Below are 14,574 nucleotides of genomic sequence, written 5' to 3' on the forward strand. Positions count from 1 at the left end.
CAGTAAGTTCTTTGTTTAAAGAGAATGGGTATTGGTATAGATTGACTCACGATGTTACTAGCAGGTCAAACGACTATTCAAGAAGTATTGTTGTTCCCTCAAATGCGTCCTGAAGCTTAATAAAAGGATGTTTTAATTGATGTTCAGGAAAATCGGAAGTTTTGAACTGGCTGTAGGACTTTGTCAATTATAAAAGTATTCATAATAAAAACAACCACTATTCTTTGGATAAATTTTTATAAAAGTCAAATAAACAAATCTATAAAAATTAATTTTCCTTTATATGGGAAAAATTGATAAAATATTTTCTATATTTGTAAAAATAGCTATGTATTGAGATGTTATTACGGATGAAATGCTGATTGATTTCTCCTATATTACAAACTATTTTGTCTAAATGACGCAAGCTATGGACCAAGTGTATTAAGCAGCAAAGTGTATGCTGCAATAAGATTTTTAGTGGGTTAAGTTTATTTACAAGTAGAGAAAGAGTCATGTGAGCAATTGCATGGCTTTTTTTTGAAAAAACTAGACAATTTCCTCGAGATTAGATAGGGGAGTGCAAAATACTAATCTCGAAGTTCTTGTAAATTGTCTAGTCAATTGATGTTAATATTATTTATTATACATTACCCCGAATTACTCGTAGTAAAATAACGATAATGGCGATGACTAATAAGGCATGGATGATACCCCCAGTAAAGAAGCCTCCTAAAAAACTAATAGCCCAAATAATGACTAAAATAACAGCGATGATGTATAATAAATTTCCCATAATATTTATATATTTTTTTGATTTAATAGACTTCCTTATTTTATATTATTAATTTCACGTAATACATTTCAGTACACTGACAAAAATGAATTTTATATTTATAAAAGAATTTGGCAGACAGATATGTTATTTGGTAAGACGTTTAGTAAAGATTTACCTATAGAAAACTAATAGCCAACTCTAAAAATATTACGTTTTTCACCTTAAAAGATTGCTAATAATAATGCTATCTCAGCATTGAATAATGTATCTGTGTTAAAGTTCATATCCAAATTCAATAATAGATTGAAATGTTTACATTATAACACCACAGTGCCTTGTTGGTTTTGAATTTAACAGAAAACCCGTATAAATTGAGTTTTGACCCAATTTAAACGAGAAAGCCGAGATTAATACTGTATGATATGTATAAAATTAAAGGATAGACAAACCACGAGGTATACAAACTTTTAAAATAACGACCTGGTCATTTTTTTGTTAATAATGAAATTAATTTGAATGTGATTTTTTGAAAATAGGTTTTTTCCAAGTTTTGTACACAGAAGTAGACAGTCAACTCCGTGTTTTTAAAGTACCATTTTTTACTGAGATACAGGATTGACTTATATTTGGGGCTGCACGCTTGTTAAATACCCAAGAAAAGCGTATAAATGCCCCCCAAAAAAGAAGGCCTACCGTGTAATAAATTATAATTTTCTACATACCCTACGATTCAATTCGTATTAATACCTGTTTTTTAGGATTTATTCAGGCATAAATAGCATGCTGTTTGTCTTATATTAAGCAGCACTCTATAGTGTGACTTAAATCACATTGATTTTGCCCGTTTAATTTAATAAGTATTAACATTAAAGTACGCAGGTACGAAAAAAAACTATCCTTATGACGAAGACAGAATTTAACATGAAAGTAATCGAGCAGACAAATGAGCTTAAAGGTTTTGCCCTACGTTTCACTAATGATCATGACGAAGTCAACGATTTACTACAGGACACGATGCTTAAAGCGGTAAGTTATTTTCGTAATTTTCAAGAGGGGTCAAACCTGAAAGCTTGGCTTTATACTATTATGCGCAATACCTTTATCAACAATTATAGACGTGTTACTAAAAGCCGCTCTTTTATTACAACAGAAGATGAGATAGGTCCTGCTAATCTCTATTTTTCGTCTGTAAGTAATGGTGGAGAAGAAAAATTTATATCAGAAGATATTCAAAATGCATTGAATGAATTGGATGAAGGATTTTATGTGCCTTTTACCATGCTATTTGAGGGGTATAAGTATAATGAAATTGCAGAGCACCTCAATATTCCAATAGGGACGGTTAAGACGCGTATCCATATTGCGCGTAAAAAACTAAAAGGGAGTTTGGCAAATTATAAGAATTAATAAGATTATTTTACAGGTTTAAAATAAAAGGGCTATTCATTTTTTAAAATTGTGAATAGCCCTTTATTTTTCATCATTGGCATCATCTGTTAGAAGCTAAGTCGACCAACTCGGGTCTATTGACGAAAGAGCTAGGTTTCTGTGAATCAAAAAGATTTTCAGAAACTGATATAATCTACTTGCATCCCCAGCCTAAGTTAGAATTAACTTTTTCTTTATGCAAGCTAAGCTCGCTATTTATCATCATGATTATCTACCTGGTTCGGATTGGGAGGTAGGGGATTTGTATCTTTTTCAGACTGTGAGCCGGTATCGCTCTTTACTTTGGTCTGTGGGCGGTCAGCAATATTTTTTTTCTTCTTTAATTTTTCTGATTCTGATTTGAATGTTTGTTTTTTCATGAGTTTTGTATTGAATGATATTTATTTTAAGAAGATAATCGATTTTGATTCTTAAATAATGACGTAATTGTATGCTTTTGGTCATCTCTTTCCAAACATATTGTTGATGATGCTTTTTTCGTACATAAATTTTCAACAAGTTCCAACTGTCGTTTTCCGACTGTTTCCCATAACATTTGCTTACCATATTGAGCCGCATTATTTCGGTACCGTTCTAGCTTATATGGGTTTTCTAATAATCCATTGATAACGGTTGCAAGAGCATCTGAATCATTGAATGGAAAAAAAAGCCCTCTATTATCTGCGAGTAAATCGGTAGCATAACGGTATGGTGTGGAAATCACAGCTGCTCCAGCCCCGAGGGCAAAAGATAACGTGCCACTACTGATTTGGTTTTCATTTGGATAAGGGGTCACATAAATATCGCAGGCTGTGAGGTATTGTTTCAATAATTCCTCTGTCGCAAAATGATTAACAAATTGAACTTTATGCCCGATACCGAGAGTCATAACGAGATCCATGAGTGTATTTCTGTAAGATTCCCCCTCTTCCCGAAGTGTATTGGGATGTGTAGAGCCTAATATTATATAAACGAAATTTTCCTCTTGGATTTTTGCTATGGCTTTAATCGCAGTTTCCAGTCCTTTACTTCTACCGACAAACCCAAAACTGAGCATGATTTTTTTATGTTCCAACCCCAATTTCTTTTTCGCCAAGCTTTGATTACCATCAAAACGCGGTACTCCGTGAGGAATGACGGATACAACCTCTTTGTCGATATGGAAGATGTTTTCTAACATCTCTACCGCTTTTTGTGTCATGACGGTAATTTTCGTACTAAGTTTAGCCAGTTGATTGAGAATGCGATATTCATTGGGATGGGGGGCTTGAAGTACGGTATGTAGATTGGTTATAACAGGAACTTTTAGTTTCACTAATAAATCGATGATATATTTGCCGGTTTCTCCTCCAAAAATACCATACTCATGCTGAATGATACAGGCATCATACCTTTCATTGATGAGTTGTGCTGCAGCAAAATAACTGTTTATATTTTCTTTGTCTATGATAAATACAACCTCTTGGGGGAAAACATACTCGGAACCATCGGAGATGGCGAATATTCCGTGTTTATCTATAGCATTGGCTGCCAATGAACGAAAGAGATCCTGCGTAAATGTAGCGATACCACACTGCCTTGGTGGGTATGTCCCGATGATAGCTATTTTCATATCTAAAAAAGTAAATTGTCAATGACTGCATTGCTTATGAGCATCTTTTTTTTATGCTTCTGTTTAGTATATATAACAAAACAAAACCAAGTTATGTTCCACTGCTATGACGCATAATAAACAAACAGGCATTAATTCTTTTAGAGCAGGTATAAACATCAATTACTATTTATTTTATGAATTTTTTTAATTGTTAATTTCTAATATTTCTTGTAATTCAATAAATCATGATTTTGACCACACTTATTGAGGAAAATGGGATGGAAGAATATAGAGCGTGCTATATTGGTCAAGGTCACTCGATAATAGGCAGTCATTATTAAAAAATAAAATGCTATTTTTAAACTTTATCATTCGAAGACCTATGTCAGAGGCACTGTATTTTGCAAAGGAAAAAGAATTAAACTAACTATGATTTTAATTGTTGATGACCAAGAAGCGAATATCTATTCACTGAAGAAATTACTGGAATCCAAAAATTTTTTGGTGGATACAGCGCTATCTGGAGAGGAAGCCCTTAAGAAGGTGTTGAAGAATGATTATGCTTTAATCATTCTGGATGTTCAGATGCCCGGTATAGATGGGTTTGAAGTCGCAGAAACGCTATCTGGTTTTAATAAAACGAAAGATGTCCCCATTATTTTTTTATCTGCAGTAAATAAAGATAAAAAGTTCATCACAAAAGGATATGCTTCAGGGGGAATTGATTATGTTACCAAGCCTATTGATCCTGATATTCTGATGTTGAAAGTTAAAACCTTTTATCGTTTGTATGAGCAGACCCTTGCCTTGAACGAAATTCAGAATGTGCTTCGATCGGAAATAGAAGAGCGGAAAAAAGCGCAGCAAGAACTTAAAGAACAGGTAGATTACTTGCATTCTATTTTGGAATCTCTTCCACAACTTGCTTTTACAGCAAATGAGGAAGGGCATATTGAATTTGTTAATAGTAAATGGTTGGCCTATGCCGAATCGACCCTATTTCCCGAAACACATGTTAATGATGCTGATATCAGAGCTGCGTGGTTAACGTCAATAGCGGCTGAGGCGCCTGTCGAAATGGAGGTTCGGATTAAGGAAAAGAAGGCTGAGATTTTTAGGTATCATTTATTGCGGATCATTCCAATTAAAGAAAAGAATAATCAGATTAAGTGGGTAGGAACCTTTACGGATATTGACGATCAAAAACAAATCGAAAAGAAAAAGGATGAATTTTTGAGTATCGCAAGTCATGAACTTAAGACTCCATTGACCAGTATTAAGGCTTATGCGCAATTGCTGGAAAGAACCATTAATACCAACGATGATGAATCAGCAGGAAAGTACATCAATAGAGTGCAATCTCAAGTATGCAAATTGAATGCGCTTATTACTGATCTTTTGGATATCTCCAAGATCGAAAATGGAAAATTGAAGATTACCAAAAAAAGTTTTGATTTTGAAAGCTTACTAACAAATGCCATAGATATTATTTACCAAACACATGACAATAATAACCTTGATATTCAAAGAGAAGGGGATATGATAGAACGGCTGTTTTTAGGAGACGAGATTAGAATTGAGCAGGTCCTGATCAATTATTTGACCAATGCTATTAAATATGCACCTAATTCAGATCGGATTATTGTGAAGACAGATTGGCTTGATAATCAACTGAAAGTGTCTGTAATCGATTTTGGAATTGGTATTCCAGAGCATAAGCAGCAGAATATTTTCAGTAAATTCTATCGTGTGGAGGAATCCTCTGTTCGGTTTCAAGGATTAGGGATTGGTCTTTATATCTGTTCAGAAATCATTAAACAACATAATGGTACAGTGGGTGTCCAAAGCAATTTGGGACAAGGATCGACTTTTTATTTTACTTTACCTCTCAACTAAGAAATGTCTAAACCCTTTTTAAGAAATCTACAGATTGGCTTCGGATTTTCCTTGCTGCTGTTATTAACAAGTTCCACAGCGTCTTATATCAGTATAAAAGAACAGATCAACAGTCGTACGAAAGTTGATCATAGTCGCCGTGTTATAGCTTCGGCTAACCGTATCCTCAGTAACCTACAAAATGCAGAGACAGGCCAAAGGGGCTATCACCTTACTGGCAAAGAATCTTTTTTAGCCCCTTATCAAAATAGTTTAGAGCTGTTGCCACAATCTCTAAATCGGACTAAAGAACTGGTTGCTGATAATCCAGAGCAAAGATTAGTCGCTGACAGTCTTTCTTTTTTTGTAAAATCACGATTGGATATCTTAACGCATCTTGTAGAAGAAAAAAAAACAAGGTAAGCAAGTGACCTTAGCTCAATTGGAAGAGGGCAAAAATTATATGGATAGTTGTAGGGTCATGATTGCCCGTTTCATCGATGCCGAGGAAGTATTGTTGGATAAGCGTGCTAATGAACTTAACAAATCGTCTTTCTATACTTCTATTTTTATAGTTATCGCAGCGATTTTTTCATTGCTGATTACCATCATATTTTACTTGCGCATCCGTACAGATTTCAATCAACGGGAAAAATTGCAACAATCATTGAAAGATAAGGATAAAGAGATAGGCCGACGGTTGAAAGTAACGCAACGAATTGCCAACCAGATAGCTGGAGGAGATTATACTGTCAATGTCAATGACGTAGAACAAGATGATCTTGGAAGTTTAGGTGGCTCTTTAAATCAGATGGCACGCGCTCTTCAACGATCTTTTGACGATTTGAATAATAACGAATGGCGACAAACGGGACTAGCCAAGCTCAATGAAGTTCTTGTAGGAAATAAAACGGAAGATATTTTAGTGTCAGATTCTCTAAATCAGCTCATCACCTATGGTAACTGTACAAATGGTGCTTTTTATTTATGGGAGTCAGAGCAGATTGTCTTGAAGTATGCATATGGTCTGGAAAAAAATATAGTTAAAACGCTAGCACCTGGGGAAGGAATGGTTGGGCAGGTTTTTAAAGAAGGTAAGGTGAAACGCTTTGAAAATCTTAATAATAACGATTATATCGTGAGTTTTGCAAGTGGGCAGTTGCGGATAGGTCATGTGCTTTTATTACCTGTGTTTGTTGATTACCATTGTATAGGTGTAATCGAGTTGGGATCTATAAACCCTTTTGAAAATGTGAAATTACCATTTTTTATAGAGGCTACCCGAAATATAGGTATTGCAGTTGCTGCTGCTAAAAGTCGTGATCAGGTGCAACAACTTTTAGAAGAAACGCAAACACAGACAGAAGAACTACAGGCTCAACATGCAGAACTGGAAAATTTAAATACAGAACTCGAAGCGCAAACTCAAAAACTTCAGTCCTCCGAAGAGGAATTGCGTGTTCAGCAAGAGGAACTCGTTCAGTCTAATCAAGAGCTGGAAGAGCGTTCCAAATTGCTGGAAGAAAAAAATCATCTCATTGCAGAACGAAACCTAGAGATACAACATAAAGCAGAAGAGCTGGCCCTGAGTACAAAATATAAGTCCGAATTCTTAGCCAATATGTCGCATGAACTCAGGACTCCTTTGAATTCGATCCTTCTTCTATCACGACTGATGTCGGAAGACACTGATGGCAATCTGAATGAAGATCAGATTGAATCGGCTAAAGTGATCCAAAGTTCGGGAACGAGTCTCTTGAGTCTGATTGATGAGATATTGGACCTATCAAAGATAGAGTCTGGTAAGATGGAGCTCGATTATCAACTGGTAAAATTAAACGATATCACACATGATTTGAAAAGTTTATTTTTACCTATTGTAAAAGAAAAATCCCTCGAACTTGATATCATTTTGCCTACTGATATATCTGAATCACTTGAAACTGATCGGTTAAGACTTGATCAGATCCTGAGAAATTTGTTGTCCAATGCCATTAAGTTTACAGCCAGTGGTACAATTACACTTACAATTACAGAAAATTTCGATAACATGATTTTTGCTGTTAAGGATACAGGAATAGGGATAGCAGAGGAAAAACAAAAGGTAATATTTGAAGCTTTTCAACAGGCAGATGGATCTACACGTCGTAAATTTGGCGGTACTGGATTGGGACTTTCCATCAGTAGGGAAATAGCGCGATTATTGGGTGGAAAGATTTTATTGGTCAGTAAAGAAGGAGCAGGCAGTACGTTCACTTTGATTTTACCAAAAACGAAAATAGCCGATACAGTAAAACCAACTTCCGAGGAACTGATAGATATCATTGCCTCAGATGTCAATGAGATTGTAACCATGGTGGCCCAATCACCAAATAGTAATGTGGTATATGACATCCCAGAAGAAGTGGAGGATGATCGAGACAATATTGTGAAGGGTGATAAGGTAATTCTTATCGTAGAGGATGATACCAATTTTGCCAAAGCGTTGTTAAAATATACGCGCCAGCAGCAATATAAGGGAGTGGTTGTCGTTAGGGGTGATATTGCTGCTGAATTTGCTGCACGGTACCTTCCATTGGCCATTCTATTAGACATCCAATTACCAATTAAAGATGGTTGGCAAGTGATGGATGAAATAAAAAATAATCCAACGACTCGCCATATTCCGGTCCATATTATGTCATCATTACATGTCAAGAAAGAAAGTTTACTGAAAGGAGCTATTGATTTTATCAATAAACCCGTTGCTATCGAGCAGCTCGGGCAGATGTTTAAAAAAATAGAAGAAGCATTGACACGTTATCCGAAAAAGGTGCTCATCGTAGAGGAGAACCCTAAACATGCCTCTGCTCTTTCTTACTTTCTGAGTAACTTTAATATAGTTGCAGAAATCAAAACAAATGTGGATGAAAGTGTTCAAGCACTAAGCTCGGATTCCGTCAACTGTGTAATCTTGGATATGGGCGTGCCCGACAAGATTGGTTATGAAACGCTAGAAGCAATTAAAAATAATGCAGGTCTAGAAAATTTACCGATTATCATTTTCACTGGAAAAAACCTGTCCCATGCAGAGGAAGTTAAAATAAAACAATACGCCGATTCTATTGTAATAAAAACGGCTCATTCTTATCAGCGGATTTTAGATGAAGTGGGGCTTTTTCTACACTTGGTGGAAGAAAAAACAGCTGATGTGCAAAAAAGGAAAGCGAATAAATTGGGCTCCTTAAGTGAGGTTTTAACTGGTAAGAAGGTGTTGATTGCTGATGATGATGTTCGGAATATATTTTCGCTTTCGAAAGCTTTGGAGAAATATCAAATGCAGATTATTTCGGCCACAAATGGAAAAGAAGCATTAGTGCAACTGGACAACCATCCCGATGTATCGATAGTGCTGATGGATATGATGATGCCGGAGATGGATGGTTATGAAACGACCAGGCTGATTCGCAAAAATCCGCAATATACCAAATTGCCGATAATGGCCGTGACAGCAAAAGCAATGACAGGTGACCGGGAGAAATGCATTGTGGCGGGAGCTTCAGATTATATTTCTAAACCTGTAGATACCGACCAATTGCTATCTTTATTGCGTGTATGGTTGTATGATAATTAAGTAAAAAATAACAAGATGAAACAAGCTAAGGTTATATTGGTTATTGATGATGACAATCGTAACATCTTTGCATTGCGGCTGGCGCTAAAGTCGAGGGGATATCAAGCGCTCGCGAGTAGCAGTGCTAGAGAGGGACTTGCCATATTGGCTTCCAATAGGGATATTGACATTGTACTCATGGACATGATGATGCCCGATATGGATGGTTATGAAGCCATTCGGGAGATAAAAACTTCGAGTATTTTCGGTAATACGCCTGTGATTGCTGTCACGGCACAAGCCATGCAGGGCGACCGGGAAAAGTGTATTGAAGCAGGGGCACGTGAATATGTTTCCAAACCCATAGATTTAGACAAATTAGTCATGATAATTGAACAAGCTTGTTAGATGTGGGAACCGAATATAATCAAAAATGAAGAGATCGACCTTCTCTTGACGGATGTCGCCGATCGATATGGGTATGACTTTACACAATATAGTAAGGCTTCATTGAAGAGACGCTTAAACAGGCTCTGCCTTATTGATAAATTCACCAGTTTTGCTGAGTTACGTTATACTGTATTGAACCAACCAGAATATTTACAGCGGTTCGTTGAAGAGATTACGGTCAATGTTACGGAGATGTTTCGCGACCCTAATTTTTATAAGTCTTTGCGTGAGGAAGTATTTCCGAGATTAGGTACGTATCCATTTATACGGATTTGGGTGGCTGGATGCTCTACCGGAGAGGAGGCCTACTCGATCGCAATTTTACTGAAAGAAGCTAAATTGTATCATAAATCATTGATTTATGCTACGGATATCAATCCAGGGGTATTAGAGCGCGCAAGTAAGGGAATCTTTCCGATTAGCCAGATGCAACAGTATTCAGAAAATTATAGACTTTCAGGTGGAATAGAAGACTTTTCAAAGTATTATACAGCAAATTACGACTCCGTAAAATTTCATGGTGACTTAAAGGAAAAGATGGTTTTTTCAACACACAATTTAGTGTCCGATTCTTCTTTCAATGCCTTTCAACTCATCCTTTGTCGCAATGTGCTCATTTATTTTGATAAAGAATTACAAAATAATGTTTTTAATCTATTTGATGTAAGTCTTGATACATTTGGTTATTTAGCCTTGGGGTCGAAAGAAACGATTCGTTTTTCCAATTTAGAACAACAGTACAGACCAATCGGTCAGTCGCGAATTTGGCGAAAAAATAAAGTCATCTAATACTCCTAGAGCTATGGTAAAGAATAGGCGTATATTGGTGATTGGAGGATCTGCAGGATGTCTGAAAGTATTATTGGAGGTATTGCCAAATTTGGAGTTAGGTTTGCCATTTCCAATTGTCATTATTGTCCATCGTAAGCCTCATCCGGATTCTGTATTGACCAAATTATTGGCGAATAGTACAGTAATGGAGGTGATCGAGGTAGAAGATAAGGAGACAATCATGCCGGGGTGTATCTATATAGTTCCACCTGATTATCATATTCTCTTTGAAAACGAGACGCTCGTTTCGTTAGATTTTTCGGAAAAGATTAATTTCTCACGTCCTTCTATTGATATTACTTTCCGATCTGCAGCTGAGATTTATAAAGAAAATACAATCGCACTGCTTTTATCGGGTGCAAATGCAGACGGAGTAAAGGGTTTACAACAGATTAAAAACTATCGCGGGTTGGTTGTTATTCAGGATCCTATAACAGCCGAAATTGATTATATGCCAAAGCAGGCTGCTTTGAATGTAGCTGTTGATTTTATATTAAAGCCTGAAGAAATTGCGGCTTTTATCAACGGATTGAGTACTTACCGCTGACAATTTATCCCTACTATTTTATTATATTAGCGTCTTATCAACATTACTATTACACTGATTACTATGGGAAATAAAAAGATATTACTCTTTGACGACGATGTAAATATTTTAGAGGTATGCACGATTATTTTGGAAAGTTCTGGATATCAAGTAGCAACCTCCCAGACTTCGCACGATATTATCGAAAAAGTAACAGAAATCCTTCCAGACCTTATTTTAATGGACAATTGGATTCCAGAAATTGGAGGTATAAAGGCCACTCAACTTGTGAAAAATCACCCTGATTTTAAGCACATACCAGTCATCTATGTTTCAGCAAATAGTGATATTCATCTACTTGCAGAAGAAGCAGGAGCAGACAGCTATCTTGAAAAGCCATTTAATTTGGATGACTTGGAGAACCAGGTAAAGCTTATGTTGGACACTGAAATGCATTAACCAAAAAATGTTTTATAATTATTGGAAACTGACGTCGCAACTCAAATTCTTAGAAAGAAGATATTGATTATTCAGAATCATTTTTTTTAGATATCACATGCAATCAGTTTTTTAGAGGTTTAAGTCTAGCATTTACCTCTTGGTATTTGTTTCCTGACCATGTTAAATGCATATATAAAATAAGAGTTTTTACCTGGTGTTTCATATTAATACGCATTATGATTGGTTGTGGAAACTAATAGCACAACTGGACGTTCTATAGATAGATAATTTTAAAACTTATATATCATGGCTAGAAAAAATAAAGAAGGCAATATGCCTAACGCTCATCTCCACGAATTATTTGTAGACGAATTGAAAGATATTCTAGGAGCGGAAAAGCAGCTTCTCAAAGGGCTTAAAAAACTATCTGCTGCTGCAAACAGCGATACACTAAAAAATGCATTCGAAACACACTATGAACAAACCGAAGGGCATATTGAGCGTTTGAAATCAGTTTTTTCAAGTTTAGACATGACTGCTAGGGGTAAAAAGTGTAAGGCAATGGAAGGACTTTTGAATGAGGCAGATGAAATTTTGGAGGAATTCCAAGATAGTCCTGAAGTATTAGATGCCGCACTGATTGCTGCAGCCCAAAAAGTTGAACATTATGAAATTGCGAGTTATGGCTGTTTAGTAACATATGCTAGATTGATGGAGCATAGCGAAGCTGAAGGACTTTTGGCTTCTACCTTAGAAGAAGAAAAGGAAACGGATGTTTTATTGACCGAAATTGCTATGAGCGAGGCCAATGTCGGCCAATCGGCGGATTAAAAACTCTTCTAATTATCATATATGCCACTGTCATCTTTTAATTAAAAGATGGCAGTTGCTTTTTGGAAACATAATTTGAAACTCATGGCGACTAAAAATGAAAACTCAAAAGTAGGTATTGTTAATAAGAAACAACAACCTAAAAAAAAGAAGACTATTACTTCTATTATTGATAAAAGAAATAAGAAACAGGAAGGGGACGGCGAAGCTGGAGTAGATCCACAAGTCGAACAATTAAATCATATGCCAGAGCCAGATACCTTTCCAAAAGAGAAAATCGAACCTAAAGAAAAATAGTGAAAAATAAATAATCAATAAATAGAGTGGAACCGATAGAATTTTGTGATTACGAAGTATACAAAAATAGGGGACTTAGGATGCTAATTTATAAAATTGGATTTCAAAAGTAAAAATGATTTTCTTTATAAAAGAAGCTTATTAAACCTTTGATATCATTTGCTTATAATCTTAATAATTGTAGAGATGAATGATAATATAGAACGCGAACTCCTCAATGAAGGAAACAACAATATATATGAAACTTTAGCATATGTCGGTGAAATTGATTCAGTTCAAACCATAAAATTCCTTACAGAATTGAATAATTTTGCTTTTCAGAGATTTATCTGCCGCAATATCAACTTTCCGCAGATGAAATATGAATTATTGACACGATTTCATGTCGCTATATTCGATAGAAATCGCAATAGGAATTTAGGGCTTTTGAGCTGCGCTTATAAGTTTATATATCAAGAAGATGACCAGTTTCATTTTGATATAATAAAAGTATATTCTCTCGAAGAATTTGAACAAAGATATAAAGAATACCAACATAAAGAGTAGCGATAAGCTACTTATGTTGGTATTATTGCTTATCACAGGTATCCAATGTTTACTTATAACTAACGTATCTGACTGAGCGTGAGGTCTGTTTTGAAGGAAATTCAAACGGTCCATACTTTGCGGGAGGTCTTTAAGATATGGAAGAATATACGGGGCTATCTGATAATAATAATTGATTAGATCTCTTTGTATTCATTTTTTATATCGGCGTAAGTTATTAAAAACTTGATTATCCCCATTAAAGTAATTGCTGCTGCTAACATTAAAGGACCAAAGATATTTAGAATTATTGCACCTATAAATGCACCTCCTGCAATTGCTGAATTAAAGATTGTAGCATACATGGATTGTGCGACATCGGAATTTTCTTGTGATTCATCAGCCAATCTTTTTTGAAGTAATGTCGGAAACTCCCCCAAAAGAAATGCCCCATAAGATGATACCGAAATAAATAAATAGAGATGAGTAAATACCCAGGAGCAAAAATATAGAGGCTATTATGTATAGTGTAAGACAAATAAAGATTAATTTATTTAAAAATCTATCCACTAGAATACCTATAATTAGAACACCCAATAGTGCCGAAAATCCAAAGATTAACATAAAGATATCTAAATTTGATTCTAAATCATATTGACGTAGATAATAACCTAAGTAGGTATAAAGCGAATAATGCGTTACCATCCATAAAAATAAGATGAGAAAGATTTTACTTATTTCTTTGTTCTTAAAGATTTTAAAGGAACTTTCCCTTTTCTTTGCTTTCGTAGAACCAGGAAAATCCTCAATAAAGAAGACTATCGCCACTAATAGTACAGCTGTTACTGCTGTAACAAGCCAAAATGCACCATACCACCCAAAATGTAAGCCTAGCCAAGTCGCAAATGGAACGCCCATAGCTAGTGCTAGTGGGATGCTCGAGCTAACCAGCGCTATTGCTTTTCCCGTTTGCTGTGGGCTAACAAGCCTCTTTGCGTAACCTACTAATAGTCCCCAAGCTACGCCTGCAGCCATACCACCACAAAACCTGGTCAATAACATGATATAATAGTTTGTCGTTGAGGATGTTGCGGCATTAAATACTAGATATCCAAAAATTGCGAATAGTAGCACTTTTTTTCTTGGCCAATGTGCGGTAGCAGAGATTATAGGAACACCAGCTACGACTGAACCAAGAGCGAAAATGGAAATAAATTGTCCGGCTGCTCCAGCAGAAATATTTAGATCTCTGGCCATTAATGGCAACAGACCAGCTGGCATTGTTTCCGTCATAACAGCGACAAAACCAACCATATTAAGAATTAGTAGTTGAAAAAGAGGAAAGTCGGATTTTTTTTTCGTTACCTGATTAGCTATTGTATTATTTTTTTTAGTGTGAAGAGTTGTATTTTGTTCCATTTATTATT

At 35.7% G+C, this 14,574-nt stretch carries 16 protein-coding genes; 11 read left to right on the plus strand and 5 right to left on the minus strand.

Annotated features, from left to right (window positions below; translation table 11 throughout):
- Positions 1-622 precede the first annotated feature (622 nt).
- The gene (locus ACFX5U_RS09360) at positions 623-775 is read right to left on the minus strand and encodes a lmo0937 family membrane protein (RefSeq protein WP_144243300.1); all 153 of its coding nucleotides are present in this window, start codon (positions 773-775) and stop codon (positions 623-625) included.
- A gap of 882 nt (positions 776-1,657) precedes the next feature.
- On the opposite strand from ACFX5U_RS09360, the gene ACFX5U_RS09365 reads away from it, so the two are divergent.
- Complete coding sequence (locus tag ACFX5U_RS09365; protein ID WP_038698054.1) at positions 1,658-2,164, plus strand: sigma-70 family RNA polymerase sigma factor; 507 nt, start codon at positions 1,658-1,660, stop codon at positions 2,162-2,164.
- A gap of 233 nt (positions 2,165-2,397) precedes the next feature.
- Here ACFX5U_RS09365 and ACFX5U_RS09370 read toward each other — a convergent pair whose 3' ends face one another.
- Together ACFX5U_RS09370 and ACFX5U_RS09375 are read right to left on the minus strand one after the other, a co-directional pair.
- Entirely contained in the window at positions 2,398-2,565 is a 168-nt protein-coding gene (locus ACFX5U_RS09370) for a hypothetical protein (RefSeq protein ID WP_158500282.1), read from the minus strand.
- 26 nt (positions 2,566-2,591) lie between these two features.
- Entirely contained in the window at positions 2,592-3,797 is a 1,206-nt protein-coding gene (locus ACFX5U_RS09375) for a glycosyltransferase family 4 protein (protein ID WP_400263245.1), read from the minus strand.
- Positions 3,798-4,208: 411 nt separating this feature from the next.
- Here ACFX5U_RS09375 and ACFX5U_RS09380 point away from each other — a divergent pair, with 411 nt between their 5' ends.
- From ACFX5U_RS09380 to ACFX5U_RS09425, 10 genes are all read left to right on the plus strand, one after another.
- Positions 4,209-5,675 (plus strand): ATP-binding protein, encoded by a 1,467-nt coding sequence (locus ACFX5U_RS09380; RefSeq protein ID WP_400263246.1) that lies wholly within the window; start codon positions 4,209-4,211, stop codon positions 5,673-5,675.
- A gap of 3 nt (positions 5,676-5,678) precedes the next feature.
- Positions 5,679-6,077, plus strand: a complete 399-nt coding sequence (locus ACFX5U_RS09385) for a CHASE3 domain-containing protein (protein WP_400263247.1) — start codon at positions 5,679-5,681, stop codon at positions 6,075-6,077.
- 4 nt (positions 6,078-6,081) lie between these two features.
- Complete coding sequence (locus tag ACFX5U_RS09390; RefSeq protein WP_400263248.1) at positions 6,082-9,267, plus strand: response regulator; 3,186 nt, start codon at positions 6,082-6,084, stop codon at positions 9,265-9,267.
- A 15-nt stretch (positions 9,268-9,282) separates the two neighbouring features.
- Positions 9,283-9,654 carry a response regulator gene (locus ACFX5U_RS09395; RefSeq protein ID WP_038698060.1) on the plus strand — a complete coding sequence of 124 codons (372 nt, stop codon included), beginning with the start codon at positions 9,283-9,285 and terminating at the stop codon, positions 9,652-9,654.
- Positions 9,655-10,485, plus strand: coding sequence for a protein-glutamate O-methyltransferase CheR (locus ACFX5U_RS09400; protein ID WP_038698062.1), 831 nt, complete (start codon positions 9,655-9,657; stop codon positions 10,483-10,485).
- Between the two features lie 13 nt (positions 10,486-10,498).
- Complete coding sequence (locus ACFX5U_RS09405; protein ID WP_400263249.1) at positions 10,499-11,074, plus strand: chemotaxis protein CheB; 576 nt, start codon at positions 10,499-10,501, stop codon at positions 11,072-11,074.
- A 63-nt stretch (positions 11,075-11,137) separates the two neighbouring features.
- Positions 11,138-11,512, plus strand: coding sequence for a PleD family two-component system response regulator (locus ACFX5U_RS09410; protein WP_400263250.1), 375 nt, complete (start codon positions 11,138-11,140; stop codon positions 11,510-11,512).
- 288 nt (positions 11,513-11,800) lie between these two features.
- Complete coding sequence (locus ACFX5U_RS09415) at positions 11,801-12,325, plus strand: ferritin-like domain-containing protein (RefSeq protein WP_400263251.1); 525 nt, start codon at positions 11,801-11,803, stop codon at positions 12,323-12,325.
- Between the two features lie 48 nt (positions 12,326-12,373).
- Complete coding sequence (locus ACFX5U_RS09420; protein WP_400263252.1) at positions 12,374-12,622, plus strand: hypothetical protein; 249 nt, start codon at positions 12,374-12,376, stop codon at positions 12,620-12,622.
- Positions 12,623-12,808: 186 nt separating this feature from the next.
- Positions 12,809-13,168 (plus strand): hypothetical protein, encoded by a 360-nt coding sequence (locus ACFX5U_RS09425; RefSeq protein ID WP_038698068.1) that lies wholly within the window; start codon positions 12,809-12,811, stop codon positions 13,166-13,168.
- Between the two features lie 176 nt (positions 13,169-13,344).
- Here the strand turns inward: ACFX5U_RS09425 and ACFX5U_RS09430 are convergent, their stop codons facing one another.
- Together ACFX5U_RS09430 and ACFX5U_RS09435 are read right to left on the minus strand one after the other, a co-directional pair.
- On the minus strand, positions 13,345-13,554 hold the full coding sequence (locus tag ACFX5U_RS09430; protein ID WP_400263253.1) for a hypothetical protein: 210 nt from the start codon (positions 13,552-13,554) through the stop codon (positions 13,345-13,347).
- On the minus strand, positions 13,547-14,566 hold the full coding sequence (locus ACFX5U_RS09435) for an MFS transporter (protein WP_400263254.1): 1,020 nt from the start codon (positions 14,564-14,566) through the stop codon (positions 13,547-13,549). Before ACFX5U_RS09435 ends, ACFX5U_RS09430 begins: the two co-directional genes overlap by 8 nt.
- Positions 14,567-14,574: the final 8 nt, after the last annotated feature.

It is taken from the genome of Sphingobacterium sp. SG20118 (genome assembly GCF_044740685.1).
GTDB lineage: Bacteria > Bacteroidota > Bacteroidia > Sphingobacteriales > Sphingobacteriaceae > Sphingobacterium.

What these genes read in the sequence shown, in the direction of transcription:
- ACFX5U_RS09360 (WP_144243300.1), bottom strand. Translation starts at nt 775, where the DNA reads ATGGGAAATTTATTATACATCATCGCTGTTATTTTAGTCATTATTTGG.
- ACFX5U_RS09365 (WP_038698054.1), top strand. Translation starts at nt 1,658, where the DNA reads ATGACGAAGACAGAATTTAACATGAAAGTAATCGAGCAGACAAATGAG.
- ACFX5U_RS09370 (WP_158500282.1), bottom strand. Translation starts at nt 2,565, where the DNA reads ATGAAAAAACAAACATTCAAATCAGAATCAGAAAAATTAAAGAAGAAA.
- ACFX5U_RS09375 (WP_400263245.1), bottom strand. Translation starts at nt 3,797, where the DNA reads ATGAAAATAGCTATCATCGGGACATACCCACCAAGGCAGTGTGGTATC.
- ACFX5U_RS09380 (WP_400263246.1), top strand. Translation starts at nt 4,209, where the DNA reads ATGATTTTAATTGTTGATGACCAAGAAGCGAATATCTATTCACTGAAG.
- ACFX5U_RS09385 (WP_400263247.1), top strand. Translation starts at nt 5,679, where the DNA reads ATGTCTAAACCCTTTTTAAGAAATCTACAGATTGGCTTCGGATTTTCC.
- ACFX5U_RS09395 (WP_038698060.1), top strand. Translation starts at nt 9,283, where the DNA reads ATGAAACAAGCTAAGGTTATATTGGTTATTGATGATGACAATCGTAAC.
- ACFX5U_RS09400 (WP_038698062.1), top strand. Translation starts at nt 9,655, where the DNA reads ATGTGGGAACCGAATATAATCAAAAATGAAGAGATCGACCTTCTCTTG.
- ACFX5U_RS09405 (WP_400263249.1), top strand. Translation starts at nt 10,499, where the DNA reads ATGGTAAAGAATAGGCGTATATTGGTGATTGGAGGATCTGCAGGATGT.
- ACFX5U_RS09410 (WP_400263250.1), top strand. Translation starts at nt 11,138, where the DNA reads ATGGGAAATAAAAAGATATTACTCTTTGACGACGATGTAAATATTTTA.
- ACFX5U_RS09415 (WP_400263251.1), top strand. Translation starts at nt 11,801, where the DNA reads ATGGCTAGAAAAAATAAAGAAGGCAATATGCCTAACGCTCATCTCCAC.
- ACFX5U_RS09420 (WP_400263252.1), top strand. Translation starts at nt 12,374, where the DNA reads ATGGCAGTTGCTTTTTGGAAACATAATTTGAAACTCATGGCGACTAAA.
- ACFX5U_RS09425 (WP_038698068.1), top strand. Translation starts at nt 12,809, where the DNA reads ATGAATGATAATATAGAACGCGAACTCCTCAATGAAGGAAACAACAAT.
- ACFX5U_RS09435 (WP_400263254.1), bottom strand. Translation starts at nt 14,566, where the DNA reads ATGGAACAAAATACAACTCTTCACACTAAAAAAAATAATACAATAGCT.